Genomic DNA, 23,088 nt, shown 5'->3' with positions numbered 1-23,088 from the left:
TAAAAATCATTATTTTTAAGGCGCTTTAAGATTGTTTTATGAAGCGTATAGGGGGATAGAGGATGAATAAAAGCACCTTCAAGAAGAAAATTTCTATATTAGTTGTAATACTTATGCTGCTGAGCATAATGCCAGGTTTAAACTTTGGAGAGGGGAAGGTATATGCCCTTGTAAATTATGGAGTAAATTTAGTAGTTAATGGAGATGCTGAAACTGGCGATTTAACTGGGTGGGCTGATACTAGTGGGAGTTTTTTTAGTGTAGACCCTTCAAGTTTTCCTAGTACACCTAGTAGCAACGGTGGACAATGTTTTGATTTTTATCCAGGTGGGGATGAGCCGGCTAGTGACACTATGTCTCAAAATATAGATATATCTAGTAGTGCCACAGAAGTTGATGCAGGTAAGGTCAAGTTCAAACTTTCTGGTATTCTAAGGAAGATTTTTACTACCTCAACTGCTGAGATTAAGCTTGAAGCATTAGATACAAGTGATCATGTACTTAATTCTTATGAGTTGGTATATGAGGGTGGTGTGGTGTTTAGTGATTATTATGATGAAGAGCCTGCTTGGCAAACAAAAGTATTAGATACTGAGAAAGTACCAAGTGGTACAAGAAAATTCAGAATTTCACTTATTGCAGATATACCAGAACACGGAAGTATTGATTATGTTGATTTTGATGGTATCTGGCTTTCATTAGAAGATGGAGAGGCACCGGTAGTGGGAAATGGCGGAGCCATTACAGCAGACAATGCAACGGAAAATAGTATAGATTTAAGCTGGAGTGCAGGGAGCGACAATGTAACAACAGCAGAAAACCTGCAATACAAGGTGGTAAAGTCAACAAGTAACAATATAGATACATTAGCTAATGCAGAGGCTGGAACAACAGTACAAGATTGGAGTGCAAATTTAACAAGTGGGCAAGCAACAGGTTTAAGTGCAGGTACAACTTATTATTTCAATGTAATAGTAAAGGATGAAGCAGGAAATAAAAGTGTGTATACAATGATATCACAGGCAACAGCACCAGATACCACAGTACCAGCGGCAGGAAATGGCGGAGCAATCACAGCAGACAATGCGACGGAAAATAGTATAGATTTAAGCTGGAGTGCAGGAAGCGACAATGTAACAACAGCATCAAACCTGCAATACAAGGTAGTAAGGTCAACAAGTAACAATATAGATACAGTAGCTAATGCAGAGACTAATGGAACAACAGTACAAGATTGGAGTGTAAATTTAACAAGTGGGCAAGCAACAGGTTTAAGTGCAGGTACAACTTATTATTTCAATGTAATAGTAAAGGATGAAGCAGGAAATAAAAGTGTGTATACAATGATATCACAGGCAACAGCACCAGATACCACAGTACCAGCGGCAGGAAATGGCGGAGCAATCACAGCAGACAATGCGACGGAAAATAGTATAGATTTAAGCTGGAGTGCAGGAAGCGACAATGTAACAACAGCATCAAACCTGCAATACAAGGTAGTAAGGTCAACAAGTAACAATATAGATACATTAGCTAATGCAGAGGCTAATGGAACAACAGTACAAGATTGGAGTGTAAATTTAACAAGTGGGCAAGCAACAGGTTTAAGTGCAGGTACAACTTATTATTTCAATGTAATAGTAAAGGACGAAGCAGGAAATAAAAGTGTGTATACAATGACATCACAGGCGACAGCGGCACCAGATACCACAGTACCAGCGGCAGGAAATGGCGGAGTAATTACAGCAGACAATGCGACGGAAAATAGTATAGATTTAAGCTGGAGTGCAGGGAGTGACAATGTAACGACACCAGCAAATCTGCAATACAAGGTAGTAAGGTCAACAAGTAACAATATAGATACGTTAGCTAATGCAGAGGCTAATGGAACAACAGTACAAGATTGGAGTGTAAATTTAACAAGTGGGCAAGCAACAGGTTTAAGTGCAGGTACAACTTATTATTTCAATGTAATAGTAAAGGACGAAGCAGGAAATAAAAGTGTGTATACAATGACATCACAGGTGACAGCAGCACCAGATACCACAGTACCAGCGGCAGGAAATGGCGGAGTAATTACAGCAGACAATGCGACGGAAAATAGTATAGATTTAAGCTGGAGTGCAGGAAGCGACAATGTAACGACACCAGCAAATCTGCAATACAAGGTAGTAAGGTCAACAAGTAACAATATAGATACATTAGCTAATGCAGAGGCTAATGGAACAACAGTACAAGATTGGAGTGCAAATTTAACAAGTGGGCAAGCAACAGGTTTAAGTGCAGGTACAACTTATTATTTCAATGTAATAGTAAAGGACGAAGCAGGAAATAAAAGTGTGTATACAATGACATCACAGGCGACAGCAGCACCAGATACCACAGTACCAGCGGCAGGAAATGGCGGAGCAATTACAGCAGACAATGCGACGGAAAATAGTATAGATTTAAGCTGGGGTGCAGGGAGTGACAATGTAACGACACCAGCAAATCTGCAATACAAGGTAGTAAGGTCAACAAGTAACAATATAGATACATTAGCTAATGCAGAGGCCAATGGAACAACAGTACAAGATTGGAGTGCAAATTTAACAAGTGGGCAAGCAACAGGTTTAAGTGCAGGTACAACTTATTATTTCAATGTAATAGTAAAGGACGAAGCAGGAAATAAAAGTGTGTATACAATGACATCACAGGCGACAGCAGCACCAGATACCACAGTACCTACACCACCTACACAAACAACAGGTACTGTGATAGATCCGATAACAGGTGAGGAAGTTCAAGGCATAGAATGCACCGTAACAACAGAAACAGATGGAACTAAAACCGTGTCAGTAAAATCAGAAGAAGCTATAGTATTAAGATCACCAGATGGCACAATAACGCCATTGGCTGATATTTCTAAATTAGGTTTTTCATCTTCAGAAGGTTCTAATGTAACAATTGCAGAAGATGGAACTATTAAAGTTAAAAATTTAGAAAAGGGTACTGAAGAAAAAATTAGTGTGACTTTTGCTCTAGGAAATGGACAAAAGATTGTTATTGGAACTATAGATATTAAGGTCTCAGAAGATGGGAGTATAAGCTTAACCAGTGCATTAGTTGACCCTTATGGAGTAATAACTGATGCAGATACAGGAAAGGCAATTGATGGAGCTGACGTAACACTTTACTATGCAAATACTGATAGGAATAAAGTAAATGGGAAAACACCAGATGCTGTGGTACAGCTGCCAGGCATAGATGGATTTAAGCCAAATAATAATAAAAATCCACAAGTAAGTAATGCTGCTGGAGACTATGGTTTTATGGTATTCCCAACTACAGATTACTATATAGTAGCAACTAAAGAGGGATATGATAAATATACAAGCCCTACTATTTCAGTAGAGCAGGAAATTGTAAAACATGACTTTCAAATGAATAAATCAGTACCGGCATCACAGGATTCAGTGATAAGTCCAGACACAGGAGAGTTTGATAAAAATGTTTCTAAACAGGCAGATGTAAGCACAACAATGACTTTAAACGGAAACACTTTAACTGACATTGTAAATGGAAGCGAAACTCTAGTAAATGGAACAGATTACGAAGTTAACGATAGTGTGATAACAATTAAAAAGAGCTATATAGCACAGCAAAATGTAGGTATAACAACTTTAACCTTTAACTTTAGTGCAGGAGCTAAACAAGCTCTAGTAATAACAGTAAAGGATACAGCATCATCAAATTCAACTATAGATCCAGTTACGGCAGAGTTTGATAAAAATATTTCTAAACAGTCAGATATAAGTACAACAATAACTTTGAGTGGAAATACTTTAACTGGTATTGTAAATGGAAGCGAAACTCTAGTAAATGGAACAGATTACGAAGTCAATGATAATGTGGTAACAATTAAAAAAAGTTATTTAGCACAGCAAATCTTAGGAACAACCACATTAACTTTCAATTTTAGTGCAGGAGATACTCAAGCCTTGGTAATTACAGTTAAAAATACCACTCCATCTTCAAGTGGAGGAAGCAGCGGTGGTTCCAGTGGAGGATATGGCGGGGGCGGTACTGTACCTGTAAATGTAACGATAGAAAGGTTATCAGGACAGGATAGAATAGATACAGCTATTGCAATCGCAAAGGCAACTTATAAAGATAAAGTTTCAAATGTCATTCTTGCATCATCAGATAATTACCCTGATGCATTATCAGGAAGTGTACTGGCATATAAGCTAAAGGCTCCAATACTATTAGTTGGAAGTGATAGCGAAAGTAAAGAAAAAGTAGTAGCTTATATGAAAGAAAATATGGATAGTTTAGGCACCGCATATATTTTAGGAGGTACTGCTTCAGTAGGTACTGATATGGAAACTAGGATGAATGCAGCCGGATTTAAGAATATTAGCAGAATTGGTGGGAAAGATAGATATGAAACAGGTGTGGAAGTTGCTGACATATTATCAATAAAAGAAGGAACACCTATAGTTATAGTATCGGGAGAAAATTATCCGGATGCAATATCTGCAAGCAGTATTGCAGCAGCAAAACAGTACCCTGTACTAATGGTGGGTAAAGATGAAATGGCCGAGAGTGTAAAAAAAGAAATTTTGAGTGTAAAGCCAGAAAAAGTATATATTATAGGAGCACAGGGAGTTATAAGTACAGCAGTAGAAAATCAGATTGCCCAGATAGCAGAAGTAGATGAAACAAATGTAGTGAGAATAGGTGGAGCAGATAGATTCACAACTTCTCTTAATGTAGCAAAATATTTTGCTTCATCAGCAGATAAAATATGTGTGGCATCGGGAAACAATTTCGCAGATGCATTAGCAGGAAGCAGTTACGCAGCAAATAATAATGCACCAATAGTTCTGATTAATAATGATTTAAATGATGAAGAAAAATCATTTTTACAGAACTTAAATTTAAAATCAGCTGCGATTTTCGGTGGAACAGGAGTTATTACTGATGAAGTTCAGAATGAGATTTCTAAATTAATAGATAAGTAATATATGTATTTAAAAGGAATGGATGATATTATTCCATTCAGTAGAAATAAGGTAAAGTGGTTAAAGTTAGTCTTTAATATTTAAAAGGGGCTGTCACATCAGTATATTTTTTATACTAATGCGACGCCCCTTTATTATTTACACATCACAGTCAACTGTATAAACAATAATTTTGCTTGTTATGCGTTATTTAACATATTATTCCTCCCAAGTATTATAATCTGATTAATAATACTTGAGAAATACAAAAAGTATATTTATATATATAAATAAGGAGGATAACTTTATGAAGGAAATAGTTTTAAAAGATGGAAATGTTCTTAAAGTAGATTTGAATCCAAGAGAATTATTACCAGCAGATAATAATCCATTTTTAATGTCAAGAGCGGAATTTTTGGCTGTTCAGGCTTATGTTGAGAATGGAACTTCACTGCCTAAATCAGCGGAAGAGATGACAAGTAAGCTGAAGATAAGTGCTGAAGATGTCAATGAATTTAGTGATTTGATTAATGTATATAAAAGTATTTATGATCACTGCTACAATTTTAAAACAGTAGTTTTTCCTATGACTGTTACTCTTGCGGCTAATATAAGTCACTATAATACTAAAGTACCAGTGTATTATGGAGCACTGAATCCGATTATTGCTGCCTATAATAATGGATCTTTATCAGAGGAAGATGCAACAAAAAAATTGACAGCTATACTGACAAATCTTCAAAATACAGCTCAGGTCTATGCAGATGATTGTAAAACAGCTAAAGAAAATATTATTCAATTTGCAGAAGATACAAAGAGTGATAAAAGTTTATTAGATCCTCTGTCGGATAGATATAGAAAAGCTTACGAAGGTAAGGGTGGTGAAATAGATACTCTCTTGAAGGAGATAGACAATGATAGTAAACAGATTAAGAGATGGCAGGATGAATATGAACACGATGTAACTGTTGCAGCTACAACTCCTACCTATGCATGGATAATACCACTTGGAACTATTGCTGCCGGAATTGTTGCTGGAATATACGGGAAAAAAGCAACAGATGCCCTTGATGATATACACAAATATCAAAAAAGACTGGAATCTGCACAAGGAGATCTCGGAAAAGCTCTTGCATTGAGTAATGATCTAAGACTTGCAAATGGTAGTATGGACGGAATACTTGAAAAACTGCAATTAGCATTACCTGTTATTGAAAAAATGGAAGGAATTTGGGGAGCACTTTCTGATGATCTCAATAATATACTTGGTGCAATTCAAAGGGATATTAAAGAAGCAGAATGGATCATTAAGGATCTTGGTGTCCAGGAGGCTATTGATGCATGGGCGAAAGCAGCTGCTATAGCAGATAATTATAGAGTAAATGCTTATATAACAGTGACAACAGAAGATGATATAAAAGCAGAACCTGAAAAATATATTATTCCTGAAACAGCATAAGATAAGAATTCACTATGTTTTTGTGCCTTCAGTGAAGTGTGAAAGGAAGGATTATAAATATGAATGGAGACCAGTCAAAAGATTGGGGCGAATTATATCAATCAGTTTTAGAACAGGTATATATACCATCTACATCAAGTGAAGACCTGTCTGGAGAAACAGTTACTGTAAGGGATATGCTTGTAAATCTTGAAGATGTTTATAGTGAGATTAGAGAGAAAGGAATAAAACCACGAATTATTTCCATTTTTGCAGATGTAGTTAGGAAGACAGATAAAAATAGTATTTTAATAAATAGGGATTCAGCTCTTTTTATAGTTGCACGCCGTATTGAATTTGACATAGACAGCAGTATAATACTAGATTATCGAGAAGGTGGAATAGGTAAGTTAGTTATATATGCACATGAGTTTCAAAGCAATATTAAAGTAAAAGGTGTATTTCCAGGAAATAAACCAGATACTTTAGAACTTATTACCCCAAAAAAGAAAGGTATAGTAGTTTCTTCTTCAGAGGGGAGACTTTCAATAGAGGATTTGGACAAGTATTATGAGGATGGTTTTGAATATGGAAAACCCCTTAGAATGAATATTGTTTCAATTTTTCAGTTTGCCACCGTCCTCTTTTATTCATCTCCCGATATTGCACAATCCATGTTAGAATGGATATGTAATATAACTTCAGGGTCTAAAGCTGCCGTTGATCTTAATATTAAAAGTTCTGCCCTTCTTGTGAATCTTAGAATGTCAATGAGTCCGGTGACTTTTGTACCATATCTTGACAAGGATGTTTATGCAGATTCCTTTGACTCATTTATATGTTCAGCAAGTTCATATGAAACCCAATATCAGAGGTACAGTGATGAAAAACTTTCTTTTGATGATCGTAAAAGTGCTGCACAGAATATGCTTGATAACTACAAAGATATCTGTAAATATAATAAACAATTGATTGTACAAGCTGATAGTAATTACAGAATGGCTCAGGGGTCAGAGATTCAGGCCAGGTCAACCTTAAACATACAACAATATAAAGTAAAACAGGCGGGAATTTCCTTTGAATATGAGTCAAAAAAGTGGGAACGTGATCAAATTATCAAAGCTGTATTTTCAATGGCTGCAGCACTTGTAGAATTTTCTGCTGCTATAGCACTTATGATGGTAGGCGATGAAGCAGCAGCTGCGGGAGCAGCAGGTGCTGTGAAGAATGGAATTGCTGCAGCAGATGATGCAGCAAAAGTTGCAGATAAGGTAAAAGAATTATCGGCTTTTGCAAAGGCAATGGAAAATCTCTCAAAATCAATGAATAACTTGGAAAAATTAGCAAAATTCCTTAAGACCACATATGAAACAATTGATAAAATTATTACTGCTGCAAAGAAAATTTCAAGTGCAGATGAAAATATAAGCGTTGAAATTCCTGATACAGATTCAATTTCCACGGAAGCAGATTGGGATGCATTTCTAGTGGATGCTGAGTTATTTATGAAACCAGCAATAGATGATGGAATTCCTGGTGCACTGGAATATAAGGCAGAGATAGATAAGCTGGCTATATACGGAAAAGCCTATATGGCCACTCAGATTGCAGTGGTAAAGGCCGGACAGGAGCTTGCCAGGTTAATACTTCAAAAAGAAGTAGATCAGAGTCAGGAATTAAGACTAAAAGAATATGTAGATAAACTTTTAAACCAGATCAAGAAAGATGATGAGATAATGCAGGCTTTCTTTGAAAGAGAATTGAATGTAAAATGTTGGATATTCATTGCTGTACAAAATTATGCAGGAGCATATCGTTACTGGGGATTAAGGGATTCGAGAATTACATTGTCTATAGTAAAGCCTGTAGAAAAATTAGAAGAAGATATGGGTATAATTACACAGGAATATTCAGAGGTACTTGAATCTTTTAATCCTCCACCCCAGGATTTTCGTGGTATTGTAGTTACAATCTCAGATGTGGAGCAGAGCAATTTTCATAATGTTGTACAAAATCTTAAAAAGAATCGTTCAGCAACTATACCTATCAGTCCAGATGCTGCAGAATTCAATGGATTAGATCGTGTACGGCTTACAAGAGTGAGAGTTTGGCTTATAGGGGTCGTGGCTTCCAAAAATAATCCAGTGTATATAGAAATTACAACATCAGGTATTTACTATGATAGACTTAGAGAGGAAAATTTTGAATTTTCTTCAGCATCTTTAAGACGTGTATTTAAATATAATGGAATAGTGGGAAATGAGAGTTCCATAATTATAGAGGGCGAAGTGGAAGAACGCAGTAAATACAAATATTTTCAGCCAACGCCATTTACACAGTGGACTATAAGTGTGCCTGAAGCCTATAATCAAGGTGTTGATTTGTCTACACTTGAAGCAATTCAAATTGAATATGCAGGTAATGTTATTGCTCATTAAAATTGAATATTTTAACGAAGGAGATTAAATTAAAAATGAAAATATTAGAATCGATAAAAGGAATTGGACCTAATTTGTTAAAAATTTCAAACAATACTCCATTTGAAGTTACTATTGACGAGTGGGGCATTATTAAAGGTTATGCAAATCAAATCACAAAAATAGGAAGCGAAGCCGAGGAAAATATTAAGGTATTCATTTCATCTTTTCAGATACTTAAAAAGTGTGCAGCTAGATGGGAGGAGTCTACATTCTTAAATATTATTAAACTTTCAGATTATTTGTATAAATTTGGAATGGAAACGGTAAAAGTAGAATATTGTAAGCTTAAGGATATTTTGTGTTCTGTTCAGGGTATGAAGCCATCAGAACATGATAGATTACTATTTCATAACACTATTTTAAATTGTATTAATGAGATTGAAAATATCATTAATTTATCGTCAATAGTAGTAGATGATTTGATAGATTTTTCAAATTCTATTGAAAATACATATAGAGAATGCCAACAATATATGTATATAAGGGCAAATGATTGGATAATAAATATAGACTCTAATTCGAAAATGAAAAATACTTGTGGGATGGATATTGTACAACAAACAATTCAAGCTATAGTTGAACTTTCTTTACTTATGATTAAAATACATACACCTCCATTGGCAGATATACAGAGGTTTAGGGGTGTTTGGGTCTCAATTAAGGAAGATTTAGACTATATTGATTTAATATTTAATAGAGAGATTCAAGTAGATGAACCTTTTATAGCCAGCATCAATATAAGTGTGGCTATATCTGAATGGGAAAAGGTTGCAATGGAAGCATATGATTTTTCAAATAAGGCTAAAATTCTTTAAGATGGTTAAGTTAAAATATTAAAATTATGAGGTGTCTTATGGCAGGAATAAAAAAGTTTACAAACAGTACGGATAAAAAGCTGGCTATTACAATTTATATAAGGGATGGAGAAAACCCTGGAAATACAGCTGGAACTCAACAATTTAGTTTGGACAAATTTGAGACAAAACAGATAACTTATGGTGATGCACGTAATATTTATTTAAACGGTATGAGTGTGATTTCCATGTATGATGGGCAAGTCACAGGTGAGCAAAAATTTATTATACAAAGAGGAAGTCCGCTAGACGATTTATTTAACATGAATAATCATATATGGATAAATTATACTGAAAATCTTTTTCATATAAGCAGCTCAAATGATTAAATCAATTATATGTTCTGCAAGAGAGAACATATAATTAAGAATTTTCTGTGAATTTAAAGGTTTATCATAATGATGATAAGCCTTTAAATTTTTGATTTTTTATGGTGAAATTATAATGTAAGAAATGAATTTATATTATTATGTGAAATTTGTCAATAGGTAAAATGTTTGAAAGTTATAAAAAACCGATTTTATGCTAACATAAAGCGCTATCCATAGTATCAATATATTTATAAAGTATTCTTTTAAGATCCAGTATATTTTTCATTTCATAATATCCAGATTTTTTATAGATATAGTTTACTGCATTAATAGCTCCTTCGGCGAAAGCTTTTCTTGAAAAGGATTCATGGCTTATCTCTATTTTATCATTCTCTCCTACTATGAGAACATGATGTTTCCCAACTACACCACCAGCACGTACAAAATTTATAGGTATATTTTTGTTACATACTCCTGCAGATTCAAGTCCATTTTCTATTTCGGAAGATATTTTTAAAGCAGTGCCAGAGGGTGCATCTTTTTTATTTTTGTGGTGAATTTCTGTAATTTGAAAATCATATTTGTTTAATATGTTTGCGGCAATATTGCTTAAAAGCATTAATACATTGACTCCTAAAGTGATATTTGGAGTGTATACTATGCCGTTATTAAATTTATAAGCCATGTCTTGAAATTTACTGATATCATCTTTAGTAAAACCTGTAGTACCTATTACTAAGTTTACTTTCATCTTGGAGATTGTCAAAGCATTTTCCATAGTAGATGAAGGCTTTGAGAAGTCTACAATTACATCTGGCTTAGTTTTAAAAATAATGGATTGAAGCTCATCAGAAGTGCTTATTTTTATTTCTGTTTTATGAGTTCCAAGTAATTCTCCTAAGTTCATGCCTTTCTTTGTACTTTCAGGGCTGCATATTGCTGCTACGATTTTCATATTGTTTTGTTCTGAAATTCCTCGGGCTATATGATGTCCTGTTTTACCTAAACCTATTAAGCCTACTTTAATCATGTTGGTTACCTCCTTTTTATTTTTATAAAGTTTAATTTATCCGAACGCGGCAATTATCTAGTGCTCCCATATTCTTCAAAGTGGGAGATAAGCGTGGCTAACGCGCCTGGATAAGGTCTTCTCTTGATATAGATTAGTATTTAATAATATCAACAACTTTATTATACAATAAAAGTTGTTTGTTGTCATTAATAACTAATTATATTTTATTTTTTTTATTTGTACTTATTTTTATTATGAATATTGTGCAGCAGTAATTTTTATTTATAAATTAGTTAAATTATTATTTACATACAGCTAAGAATAATCTATACTAATTAATGGCTTAAAGAATGTATTTGAAAGGGGGAATTGCTTTAGGATTAGACAGTCTTAAAGTAAATCTAAAATGTCATCACAATATGTTATGAAACCTGTGTATCAAAAAATAGCAATAGATATAGCGAATAGAATAGTAGCTGGGGATTTTTCTATAGGTGATAAACTCTATGGCAGATCCTCTCTTGCAAGCCACTATAATGTCTCTCCTGAAACTATTAGAAGGGCAATGATTCTTTTAAATGATATGGATATTGTGGAAGTAACAAAAGGCAGTGGAATCATTGTTAAATCTGTAGATAACTGTTTAAAATTTATAGGTAAATTTAAAGATATAGATTCTATGAATTTCTTGAAAAAGGAAATGCTTGAATTATTGGATGAAAAGAATATATTAGAGAAAAAAATTGAAGGAGTACTTAATGAACTTATAGATTATTCTAATAGATTTACCAGCACTAATTCTTTTATACCTTTTGAGTTTAAAATATATAAGGGATTTAATATTATTGGAAAAACTATATCTGAATGTAGGTTTTGGCAAAATACTTTTGCCACTATAATAGGTATAAGAAGGCGAGGTAATTTAATACTTTCTCCAGGACCCTATGCTGTATTTGAAGAAGAGGATGTTTTTATAGCCATAGGTGATGAGGCAAGTTATTATAGAATTAAAAAATTTATTTGCTAATTTAAATATATAATTTAGAGAACATAGATTTTATTTAAAAAAGTCTATGTTCTTTTATTTTCATCTATATTAGTATACATAATACAATTAATTTTGTATTTTTACTTAAATTTTTTGATTTGACAAATAATTAGATATGATATTATTATTTTAAAATTTCAAAACTTTAAATTTTTTATTTTAATATATATTACAAAAAGATTTTTTAAGACCATATAAGCTTCAGTTTTATAGTAAATTTGTTATATTATATTAAAATATGGATAGTTTTTAACAATTTTTTTACTATTATTTACTTAGATAAGTCTTATGATACTGTTGGATAAATGGCGGAAATCTTTACAAAGTGACAACTTTGTGATAAATTAAAGTTGTTACTGGTTTTTAAAAGGAGGGATTATGTTGATAGAATTTAAGAATGTAAGTAAAACTATAAACAACAAATCTATTATTAATAATATAAGTTTAAATGTAGATAGGGGAGAATTAGTAACTTTTATCGGCCCAAGCGGTTGTGGAAAAACTACTACTTTAAAAATGATCAATAAATTGATAACTCCAAGTTCAGGTGAAATTTTTATAAATAGAAATAAAATTGAAGAGGAGGACACCATCAAACTTAGGAGAAATATAGGTTATGTAATACAACAGACAGGTCTTTTTCCTCATATGACTGTAGCTGAGAATATATCTTTAATACCTAATATTGAAAAAATGGACAATAAAAAAATCCAGGAAAGGATGGAAGAGCTATTGACTCTGGTAGGTATGTCTCCTAAGGATTACATGCATAAGTATCCTAATGAATTAAGTGGAGGACAGCAGCAAAGAGTTGGAATAGTGAGAGCACTGGTTATGAATCCGGATATAATATTAATGGACGAGCCTTTTAATGCATTGGATCCAATAACAAGAGGTCAACTTCAAGATGAAATATTTAATATTCAACAAAATTTTAAAAAGACCATTGTCTTTGTAACTCATGATATGGATGAAGCACTAAAACTTGGTGACCGTATATGTATTATGGGAAAGGGGACTATACTGCAATTTGATACTCCAGAAGAAATACTGAAAAATCCAGCTAATAATTTTGTACGGGAATTTATTGGAGAAAACAGAATTTGGAATCAACCGAATTTAATTAAGGCAAAGGATATAATGATAAAAAATCCAATAAAGTCAAGTGGTGAAAGAACAGTGGTACAGGCACTTGAAATAATGAAATCAAATCATGTAGATAGTTTGCTTATAGTGAATGAGAATAATAATCTAATGGGACTTGTTACTTTGAAAAAAATCAGACTTAATATGGATAAAAATAAGAGGTTGAAAGATATTATGGAAACAGAGGTAATAACAGTTAGCTTTGAAGATTCCATAGTAAATGCTTTAGAAAAAATGGAATATAACAAAATGGGATATATTCCTGTTATAGATGATAAATCAACTTTAGTAGGGCTTATTACTAGAAGCAGTCTTTTGTCCGTAATGAGTAATCAGTTTATTAATAAGGATGTGGATATCTAGTGAATACTATAAATAATTTTTTCCAATTTGTCATAGATAGAAAATTACAAATATATAGTCTTTTCATGGAACATATACAGCTGACGTTGTTCGCAGTTTTAATATCTGTGATCATAGGAATTCCCTTGGGAATGTTTATAATAAGGAACAGGAAGCTTTCCGCCGGGATAATTGGAGTTGCAAATGTTATACAATCTATACCTAGTCTGGCTTTACTGGGTTTTTTAATTCCAGTGCTTGGGATAGGAAGTAAACCTGCAATTGCCATGGTAGTTTTATACTCCCTACTTCCAATTATAAAAAATACTTTTACAGGACTTACTAACATAGATGGCTCTATAATTGAAGCTGCAGAGGGACTTGGACTTACCAAAAGTCAGATTTTAATAAAGGTTAGACTGCCTCTTGCAATGCCAGTTATAATGTCTGGTATAAGAATATCCGCAGTTACTGCAGTGGGACTTATGACTATTGCAGCTTTTGTAGGAGCTGGAGGACTGGGGTATCTGGTATTTTCAGGAGTACAGACTGTTAACAATAATATGATTTTGGCAGGGGCAATTCCAGCTTGTTTTCTAGCTATATTCTTTGATTTTATTATAGGAAAGATTGAAGATATAGTAACGCCTAGAGGTATAAAAGTTTCACATAAAAAATCCAAGAAAAAAACTAATAAAGTTATTACTAAAGTATTAAAGAATAAAAAGCCTGTTTTAACAGTGGTGGCTTTATTGATATTGGGTATTATTGCATTTATGACGTATAGTGGATTAACTAAAAAAACCATAGTGGTCGGCTCAAAAAATTTTAATGAGCAGATAGTACTTGGAAATATGGTTTCTTCTTTAATAGAGTACAATACGGATTATAAAGTAGACAGAAAATTAAATTTGGGAGGCAGCAGTGTGGTTTTTAGTGCCATGAAGTCCGGTAATATAGATTTATATGTGGAATATACAGGTACAGGCCTTGTAAACATAATGAAACGAGAATCTATAAGCGATGCAGACCGTGTTTATGATATAGTAGAAGATTATTTTAAGAAAAACTATGGTATGCAGTGGCTTAAACCCTTAGGATTTAACAATACCTATGTGCTGGCAATGAAAAAGGAGTTGGCAAATCAATATAACATAAATACCATATCGGATTTGACAAAAATAAGTAATAATATAAATTTAGGCTGTACTATGGAGTTTGCCAACAGAGATGATGGATACCCGGGACTTCAAAAATTATATGGACTAAACTTTAAGACTGTAAAAGGTCTAGATGGAGGGCTTAGATATTCTTCTCTTGAAAATGATGAAACTCAGGTAACAGATGCTTTCTCTACAGATGGGCTGCTTAAGAAATTTGATTTAAAACTTCTGAAAGATGATAAAAACTTTTTCCCTCCTTATTATGCAGTTCCTTTGGTAAGAGAAGATGTGTTAGAAAAGTATCCTGAAATTAAACCATTACTCTTAAGTCTAGAAGGAAAAATTACGGATGAGGATATGAGAGAAATGAATTATAGAGCAGATAATGGTGAAGATCCTAGGGTAATAGCAGAAGATTTCCTGAAAGAGAAGGGATTAATCAAATAAGGTGCTGATGAAGCATCGTAGAAGTATTAAATATAATGTTTGGTAAAGATGGTTCTTGCCGAACATTATATTTTTATATATGTATATATGTATGGAATTAAAGTGGAAGTCCTAAATTTTAAAAAATATGGAATATGGGTTATAATATAATCTATAAATATAGAATTCAGGAGGATGTTATGGATATAAAAAATGTAGCTGTACTTGGTACTGGTACTATGGGAAATGGAATAGTTCAGCTTTGTGCGGAAAGCGGATTAAATGTAAATATGTTCGGGAGAACTGATGCTAGTTTGGAAAGAGGGTTTACAAATATAAAAAGTAGTCTTAAGAACCTTGAGGAAAAGGGAAAAATAAAAGCCAATATATCAAAAGAAACATTAAGAAGGATAAAGGGCGTTAAAACTATTGAAGAAGCGGTAGAAGGCGTCGATTTTGTAATAGAATGTATAGCTGAAGATTTAAAACTTAAACAAGAAGTATTCTCTAAGCTGGATGAAATATGTGCTCCTGAAGTTATCTTAGCTTCTAATACTTCAGGACTTAGCCCCACAGATATAGCGATAAATACAAAGCATCCTGAGAGGGTGGTGATTGCCCATTTTTGGAATCCACCACAGTTTATACCATTGGTAGAAGTGGTACCGGGAAAACATACTGATTCAAAAACCGTGGATATAACTATGGATTGGATTGAGCATATAGGTAAAAAAGGGGTTAAAATGAGAAGAGAATGCCTTGGATTTATAGGTAATCGTCTCCAGCTTGCATTGCTTAGAGAGGCATTATATATAGTTGAGCAGGGGTTTGCAACGGCAGAAGAGGTAGATAAGGCTATAGAATATGGCCATGGAAGAAGACTACCAGTTACGGGTCCTATATGTAGTGCGGATTTAGGAGGACTTGATATATTTAATAATATATCTTCCTATCTATTTAAAGATCTTTGCAACGATACTGAACCTTCTAAGCTTTTAAAAAGTAAGGTGGACAGTGGCAATCTAGGCAGCAAGACTGGAAAAGGTTTTTATAATTGGACACCAGAATTTTTACAAGAAAAACAAAATGAAAGAATTCAACTGCTCATGGAATTTTTAGAAAAAGATAAAAATGATAAATCCATTGAAAGGAATATATAGTATATGGAGAGATATGTCATAATGTGTACTATAGGTGGCGGTGCATTAAAATTTCATGAGAAATTGACTAATGATGTCTGTTATAAATTCAATAAAAAACGTACTAAATTACCGGCCCATTTTACAATAAAAGCACCTTTTGAAACTGATAAAATTCAGGATATAACAAATATCTTAAATAAATTTTCTAAAAGTAATTATAAGTCACCAATAAAAATTGAAGGTTACGGAGCATTTAGAGAAGATGTAATTTATATGGATATAAAGATGTCATCACAAGCTAAAAAAGTCCACGATAGTTTTATAGATGAATTAGAAAAGGTACCATGGATAAAGTTAAAACACAATGAAGGAAAAAATAAAGTTTTTCACTGTACTATAGTATCTAAGAGAATAAAGGATAGATTTAAAGAAATATGGAATTATGTTAATAACTATCCCTGTAATTTTAATGAATATTTTGATAATATTTCTCTTTATATGTGGAAAAATAATACATGGGTATTAGTAAGAAGGTATGAACTTATTTAAGTATTTTAAAAAGTTAGTTGAATAAATAAAGGAGACTTTAAGCCTCCTTTTATTTAAGATGGTAGTTTTTTATACATCTATATAATATTTTTAGAAACTTCAGAAGAACAAGGTGATTTTTTTCTTTTATTTAAAATAACAGAAGTTAAAATGCTTGCTGACATTATTATAAATATAATTAATAGTGATGCTATTATTGAAATATTTATGTGAAAAAAGGTAACTGAAAGTTTAATACCTGTAAATATCAGTATGCACGCAACCCCGTATTTAACATAATCAAATTTGTTGTGAAGTTTTTCAAGAAGGAAATACATGTTTCTAAGTCCCAATATAGCAAATATATTTGAAGTATATACTATAAATGGATCTGTAGTTATAGAGAATATAGCAGGTATTGAATCTATTGCAAAAATTATATCTGAAAGTTCTATTAGTATTAATATAGCAAATAATGGGGTGGCATACAGTATGCCATTCTTTTTAGTGAAGAATTTCTCTCCGTCTAATTCTTTGGAAACAGGAATTATTTTATTAAATAATTTAATTATTTTGCTGTTATGAAAATCCTTTGATTCATTATGTTTAAAAAACATTTTAATACCGCTTAATATAAGTAACAGGCCAAATATATACAGCATCCAGTGAAATTTGTTAATAATAGTTACTCCAAGTATTATAAATATAAGTCTCAATACCACTGCGCCGAAAATTCCATAAGTAAGTACTCTTTTTTGGTATTCTGGTTTTATTGAAAAACTTCCAAATATAAGTAGGAATAGAAAAATGTTATCAAGACTTAGGCTCTGTTCAATTACATATCCTCCTAAAAAAGATAGAGCTTTTTCAGGTCCCATAAAAATGTAAATTCCTATGTTAAATATTAAAGCAAGTCCCACCCAAAAGCATAGACGTAATAAAGATTTTCTTGTAGACATAAAATTTTACCTCCAAATTCTTAATTATCAGGGCATTACATTTATAATAAAAATAAGACCTTTAACGTAATTCATAATTAAAATAAACTTATGAACTATGTTAAAAGTCTTATTACCCCATAGGGCTTACAAAACCAGATCCTTAAATTTGGATCGAAATGTTGACTTTGTAATTTAAAATTACTCCCCTTCAACTGATTATTAAGTTTTTAATTTCTTATTTGTATGTTATTACAAAATTTAATAATTGTCAATTTAAATTATAGAAATTTCTTTTAAGAAATTTCTATAATTTAAATTTTAAAATCAGATTAGGTTATTTAATCCAAAGGTTTAAATTTAGCTTTGCCTACGCCACAGACTGGACATTCCCAGCTCTTAGGCAGATCTTCAAATAATGTACCTGGTTCAACACCAGAATCAGGATCTCCAACTGCAGGATCATAAATAAATCCACATACAGAACATTGATATTTAGGAGCATCTTTTACAGGATTATTTTTATTTGCTGCATGAGTTGGTGAGGTTTGTGGAGATTTACCACGTTTTACATCCTGGTAATATGCATATGTCATAGGATCTATATCTTTTATTAATTCTGAATTAAGTACTTTTCCAACGAATATAGTGTGGGTATCTATGTCTATTTCTTGTTCAACTTTTAATTCAATCCATGAAGCAGCATTGTCAAGAACTATTGGAACGCCACTTGCACCTGTTTTGAAGGATACTCCAGAAAATTTATCAGTAGTTCTTCCTGATTTAAACCCAAACTTACCTACAAATTCTAAAGGAGTTTCAGTGGAAAGGGCAGATACCCCTATTAACTTGCTTTTTTGTATATATTCATGAGTAAGATTTTGTTTATTAATACTTACAGCAATTCTAGCCGGATCTGATGTTATTTGAAAAACTGTATTGGCAATTTGTCCATTTTTCTTACCTTCAGAGATTGAGCTTATAACATATAAGCCGTAACTTAGTTTATAAAATGCTTTATTATTAATCATAATTCATATACTTACATAATATTAAAATTTAATATGTAAGTAATACCTCCTCTCATTTACATATTATTTAAAATCGTGTATTAAAAGCAGTATTTGGTTACTTCCCCCCTTTTTTTATGTGAGATAAGTTTTTATATAAAATGTTTTCTTAAATAAATTATACACCATAAAAATTATTTGTTCAATAGTTTTTATAATTTTTTAATAACTAATTTCAAACAATAATCATTATTTGAAATTAGTTATGTTATATACTTATATATTATCTTGATCTGTTAGAATTATAGGTTCATTTTTTGTGATGGCAATAGTGTGTTCATATTGTGCTGATAAGCTGCCATCAGCAGTGCGTGCAGTCCAGTTGTTAAGATCCAACAGGGTTCTATAGGTTCCTATATTTATCATGGGCTCTATAGTAATTACCATTCCTTCCCTAAGTTTTAGTCCTCTACCCGGCTTTCCATAATGGGGCACTACCACATCATCATGCATAACCTTGCCAATACCATGACCTGTATAATCTCTTACTACAGAATATCCTAAAGATTCTGCATAAGTTTGTATAGTGTGTCCTATATCTCCTATTCTATTTCCAGAGAAAGCTTTTTCTATACCTTTATAAAGGCATTTTTTTGTAACTTCCATAAGATTTTTAGCTTCTTCTGAAATTTTTCCTACTGAATAGGACCATGCAGAGTCAGCTAACCATCCATCTAGGTTCACCACCATGTCGATGGTAACGATATCTCCTTCTTTTAAAGGTTTATTTGTGGGAAAACCGTGGCAAATTTCGTCATTTACAGAAGCACAGGTCGCATAGGGAAATCCCATATAACCTTTTTGTTCTGGTTTTGCCCCATGTTCTTTTAGATATCTTTCTACAAAAGAATCTATTTCCATAGTGGTTAAACCTGGTTTTATCATTTTTCTAATTTCCTTATGACAGGATGCCAGTATTTTTCCAGCTGCTGCCATGTAGCTTATTTCCTTATTAGTTCTTATAGCTATCAATATTTTCCCCTCTATCTTAAAATTTATAATATTTACTCTATTTTAACATATTTATAAATAAAAAATAATAATATTTTTTATTTATAACATATCTATTAATAATTACTTCGTTGTTGCCTTTATAAATGTTAGCTATAATTATAGATATTAAACAATAGATTTAATTTTAGAAAGTTACAGTAGGTTCTTCTAAAATTTAAGTGGAGAAAAGTATTTCCTGTAGCGAATTCTATATGGCTCTAATAATTATTTCATTGGGAAAGGAGTGGATAAATGTATAAAATAGATTTGAATTGCGATTTAGGAGAAGGTTTTGGAGTCTACAAAATGGGAAATGATGAAGAAATATTAAAATATATTACTTCCGCTAATATTGCATGTGGATTTCATGCAGGAGATCCTAAAATAATGCATGAAACTGTAAGGCTTTCATTATTAAATGATGTGGCAATTGGAGCACATCCTGGATTACCGGATCTAGCTGGATTTGGAAGGCGCAATGTTAATGTATCTCCTGGTGAAATTTATGATATGGTGGTATACCAAATAGGAGCACTTTATGCTTTTGTAAAATCTGAAGGGGGTGTCATGCATCATGTAAAACCCCATGGTGCACTTTACAATATGGCGGCAAAGAATAAAAAACTTGCCAGGGCCGTTGCAGAAGGTGTATATAATGTGAATCCTGAATTTATTCTCTTTGGATTATCAGGTAGTGAACTTATATCTGAAGGAAATAGTATAGGACTTAAAACAGCCAGCGAAGTATTCGCAGATAGAACTTATCAATTAGATGGTTCCCTTACACCCAGAAGTGAAGGAAATGCTGCGATAATTACAGATATTGATAAAGCAGCAGAAAGAGTTTATCGTATGATAAAATATGGATTAGTTATGTGTGAGCAGAAAAAAGACATTGGAATAAAGGCTGACACTCTATGTATTCACGGTGATAGCCCTCACTCATTGATTTTTACACGTAAAATCAATAAACATCTCAAGGATTTAGGCGTTTATATAGAAAAAATAACACATGAATAATTTAAAGTTAGGTGATTAGATTATTATGAAACAGTATAAAATTAAATGGAATGTTTTCCCCATAGGCGAGTCTGCAATTTTAATAGAGTTTGGGAGGAAAATTGATAAAGACATTCACAGGACAGTTAGAATGTTTGGGGAATACCTTGATAAGCATCCTTTTGAAGGGATGATAGAATATGTGCCTGCTTTTTCAACAATTACTATATTTTACGATATAATGAAACTAAGAACTAGGAAAGCTGACAAAGGAATAAAAAAACCCTCTTATGAAATAGTTTCTTCTCTGATTAATAATATGCTTGATAATTTTAATGTATCTATAGACGAAAAAGTAAGGATTGTGAAAATTCCTGTATGTTACGGGGGAAAATTTGGAGCGGATCTTCAATATGTTGCTGAATATAATAAAATTTCTATAAATAGAGTAATAGAACTTCATTCTAATAATGATTATGTTGTATATATGATTGGATTTGCTCCTGGGTTTCCTTATCTGGGAGGAATGTCTAAAGAAATAGCTGCTCCAAGGCGCAAATCACCCCGCAGATCAGTTCCAAAAGGCTCTGTTGGAATTGCAGGAATGCAAACAGGTGTTTATCCAATCAGTACTCCTGGGGGATGGCAAATTATTGGGAATACACCAAAAGTACTTTTTTCTCCTTCTAAATGTCCGCCAAGTATTCTACGCCCAGGTGATGTGGTGAGATTTTATCCTATCTCTTCTGATGAATATGATAAGTATAAGGAGAGTGAAAATTGAATATAAATGTTTTACAGTCAGGACTTATTACAACTATTCAGGATTTGGGGAGAGTTGGGTATCAAAAGTATGGGGTTATAGTGGGCGGTGTCATGGATACTTATGCACTCCGTATGGGAAATATTTTAATTGGTAATAAAGAAGGAGAGGGGGCACTGGAAATTGCGCTAATTGGACCTTGTCTAAATATGACAAAAGGCACCCTTTTTTCCATAACAGGAGGAGATTTTTTACCAACCATAGATGAAGAACCTGTACCTATGTGGAGACCTGTATATTTAAATAGGGATGCCATATTAAAATTTAGTAATTGTAGAGTAGGCTGTTATGGCTATTTGTGTGTTGCAGGAGGATTTGACCTGCCAGAAGTTATGGGAAGTAAAAGTACATATATTAAAGCTGGAATAGGAGGCTATAGTGGTAGAGCTCTGAAAAAAGGTGATAGAATTAATCTCAATTCTCCAGAGGCACAGTCAGTTAATATTATAAATGTACTGAGGAGGAAATTGCCATCACAAATATTTACTACAGCGAATTGGTATGTAAGAGGATGTAAGGAGGAAAATTCCACATATAGTTTTATAAGAGTTATTAGGGGGAGGAATTTTAAAGATTTCACTGAAGAGAGCTTAGAGAGATTTTTTCACAATCCTTTTAAAATTTCCCATGAGTCCGATAGAATGGGATACAGACTGTTAGGGCCTACATTGAAATTGAGAAGAACTTTTGACATGATTTCTGAAGCAGTTTCTTTTGGCACAGTACAAATTCCTCCAGATGGTAATCCAATTGTACTGTTGGCGGACAGACAGACTACGGGAGGGTATCCTAAAATTGCAGAAATAGCTTCTGTGGATATTGGGAAAATTGTACATATGAAACCTGGTGAAAAAATTATATTTAAGGAAATTTCCTTAGAGGATGCAGAAAGCTTGTATTTTTATAAAGAAAAATATATAGGTGATTTAAAGAAAGCTATATATTTAAAAAATTCTATTAATTTTGAAATATAATTGGAATTTACTAGTTCTATTAATTTTTTTAATATTCAGTTGACTTGTCGAAATTTTTAAGGTATAATGTAAACAAGAAGAAAGTAAAAAATTCTTCTTGAAAATCCTAGCTCATAATTTAATGTAAGTTGAAATGTTAAATACTTTAAAAGATAGTTAGGGTAAGAAATACAGTTGGTTTATTTGTAAATAGAAGTTTAAGTTTACAAGAATCGCTGTTGTGTACAAATGTTAGTCTGTTAGAGATTAGTTATTAGTAAAATGTGTTCCTATGAGACATCTGATTTATAATATTTAAATTACTATAAGTTTTATGATGTGCTTAATAGTATAAAAGAGTAACCGAAAAAGAAAGGTGATAAAAATTCAAGTAGAACCAAATTTTTTATATGAGCTGGGATTTTAGCCACCATTTA

Annotated in this window: 17 protein-coding genes; 13 read left to right on the top strand and 4 right to left on the bottom strand. The window is 32.6% G+C overall.

Annotation, left to right across the window (positions count from 1 at the left end; translation table 11 throughout):
- Positions 1-62 precede the first annotated feature (62 nt).
- The 5 genes from BS101_RS15720 to BS101_RS15700 all read left to right on the top strand — a co-directional run bounded on the left by BS101_RS15720 (position 63) and on the right by BS101_RS15700 (position 10,086).
- On the top strand, positions 63-5,006 hold the full coding sequence (locus tag BS101_RS15720) for a cell wall-binding repeat-containing protein (protein ID WP_073539691.1): 4,944 nt from the start codon (positions 63-65) through the stop codon (positions 5,004-5,006).
- 286 nt (positions 5,007-5,292) lie between these two features.
- On the top strand, positions 5,293-6,444 hold the full coding sequence (locus BS101_RS15715; protein WP_073539690.1) for an alpha-xenorhabdolysin family binary toxin subunit A: 1,152 nt from the start codon (positions 5,293-5,295) through the stop codon (positions 6,442-6,444).
- Positions 6,445-6,503: 59 nt separating this feature from the next.
- A complete protein-coding gene (locus BS101_RS15710) occupies positions 6,504-8,861 on the top strand; it encodes a hypothetical protein (protein WP_073539689.1) in 2,358 nt (785 codons plus the stop codon).
- A gap of 35 nt (positions 8,862-8,896) precedes the next feature.
- Positions 8,897-9,718, top strand: a complete 822-nt coding sequence (locus BS101_RS15705; protein ID WP_073539688.1) for a hypothetical protein — start codon at positions 8,897-8,899, stop codon at positions 9,716-9,718.
- Positions 9,719-9,756: 38 nt separating this feature from the next.
- Positions 9,757-10,086: a hypothetical protein gene (locus tag BS101_RS15700; RefSeq protein WP_073539687.1), complete on the top strand. Its 330-nt coding sequence runs from the start codon at positions 9,757-9,759 to the stop codon at positions 10,084-10,086.
- A 196-nt stretch (positions 10,087-10,282) separates the two neighbouring features.
- Here the strand turns inward: BS101_RS15700 and dapB are convergent, their stop codons facing one another.
- The gene (dapB, locus tag BS101_RS15695; protein ID WP_073539686.1) at positions 10,283-11,098 is read right to left on the bottom strand and encodes a 4-hydroxy-tetrahydrodipicolinate reductase; all 816 of its coding nucleotides are present in this window, start codon (positions 11,096-11,098) and stop codon (positions 10,283-10,285) included.
- A 388-nt stretch (positions 11,099-11,486) separates the two neighbouring features.
- Here dapB and BS101_RS15690 point away from each other — a divergent pair, with 388 nt between their 5' ends.
- The 5 genes from BS101_RS15690 (at position 11,487) to BS101_RS15670 (ending at position 16,896) form a co-directional block, all read left to right on the top strand.
- A complete protein-coding gene (locus tag BS101_RS15690; RefSeq protein ID WP_073539685.1) occupies positions 11,487-12,107 on the top strand; it encodes a GntR family transcriptional regulator in 621 nt (206 codons plus the stop codon).
- Between the two features lie 402 nt (positions 12,108-12,509).
- Positions 12,510-13,637, top strand: coding sequence for a betaine/proline/choline family ABC transporter ATP-binding protein (locus BS101_RS15685; protein ID WP_073539684.1), 1,128 nt, complete (start codon positions 12,510-12,512; stop codon positions 13,635-13,637).
- Complete coding sequence (locus tag BS101_RS15680) at positions 13,637-15,226, top strand: glycine betaine ABC transporter substrate-binding protein (protein ID WP_073539683.1); 1,590 nt, start codon at positions 13,637-13,639, stop codon at positions 15,224-15,226. Before BS101_RS15685 ends, BS101_RS15680 begins: the two co-directional genes overlap by 1 nt.
- Positions 15,227-15,405: 179 nt before the next feature.
- Complete coding sequence (locus tag BS101_RS15675) at positions 15,406-16,365, top strand: 3-hydroxyacyl-CoA dehydrogenase family protein (protein ID WP_073539682.1); 960 nt, start codon at positions 15,406-15,408, stop codon at positions 16,363-16,365.
- Positions 16,366-16,368: 3 nt separating this feature from the next.
- Positions 16,369-16,896 (top strand): 2'-5' RNA ligase family protein, encoded by a 528-nt coding sequence (locus BS101_RS15670; protein ID WP_073539681.1) that lies wholly within the window; start codon positions 16,369-16,371, stop codon positions 16,894-16,896.
- 77 nt (positions 16,897-16,973) lie between these two features.
- Here BS101_RS15670 and BS101_RS15665 read toward each other — a convergent pair whose 3' ends face one another.
- From BS101_RS15665 to map, 3 genes are all read right to left on the bottom strand, one after another.
- Entirely contained in the window at positions 16,974-17,834 is an 861-nt protein-coding gene (locus tag BS101_RS15665) for a TerC/Alx family metal homeostasis membrane protein (protein WP_073539680.1), read from the bottom strand.
- A gap of 320 nt (positions 17,835-18,154) precedes the next feature.
- Entirely contained in the window at positions 18,155-18,844 is a 690-nt protein-coding gene (locus BS101_RS15660; RefSeq protein ID WP_073539679.1) for a flavin reductase, read from the bottom strand.
- A 255-nt stretch (positions 18,845-19,099) separates the two neighbouring features.
- Positions 19,100-19,855 carry a type I methionyl aminopeptidase gene (gene map, locus BS101_RS15655; protein WP_073539678.1) on the bottom strand — a complete coding sequence of 252 codons (756 nt, stop codon included), beginning with the start codon at positions 19,853-19,855 and terminating at the stop codon, positions 19,100-19,102.
- Between the two features lie 273 nt (positions 19,856-20,128).
- Between map and BS101_RS15650 the strand changes: the two genes are divergently transcribed.
- From BS101_RS15650 to BS101_RS15640, 3 genes are read left to right on the top strand one after another with little or no spacing between them, the layout of a single operon-like run.
- Positions 20,129-20,896 (top strand): LamB/YcsF family protein, encoded by a 768-nt coding sequence (locus BS101_RS15650; RefSeq protein WP_073539677.1) that lies wholly within the window; start codon positions 20,129-20,131, stop codon positions 20,894-20,896.
- Between the two features lie 25 nt (positions 20,897-20,921).
- Positions 20,922-21,659: a 5-oxoprolinase subunit PxpB gene (gene pxpB, locus BS101_RS15645; protein WP_073539676.1), complete on the top strand. Its 738-nt coding sequence runs from the start codon at positions 20,922-20,924 to the stop codon at positions 21,657-21,659.
- The gene (locus BS101_RS15640; RefSeq protein WP_073539675.1) at positions 21,656-22,672 is read left to right on the top strand and encodes a biotin-dependent carboxyltransferase family protein; all 1,017 of its coding nucleotides are present in this window, start codon (positions 21,656-21,658) and stop codon (positions 22,670-22,672) included. Before pxpB ends, BS101_RS15640 begins: the two co-directional genes overlap by 4 nt.
- Positions 22,673-23,088 lie beyond the last annotated feature (416 nt).

This window comes from Clostridium kluyveri (assembly GCF_001902295.1).
GTDB classification, from domain to species: Bacteria; Bacillota; Clostridia; order Clostridiales; family Clostridiaceae; genus Clostridium_B; species Clostridium_B kluyveri_B.
The sequence above is the reverse complement of the archived record's forward strand: the minus strand, read 5'-3'. Positions and strand labels throughout refer to the sequence as shown.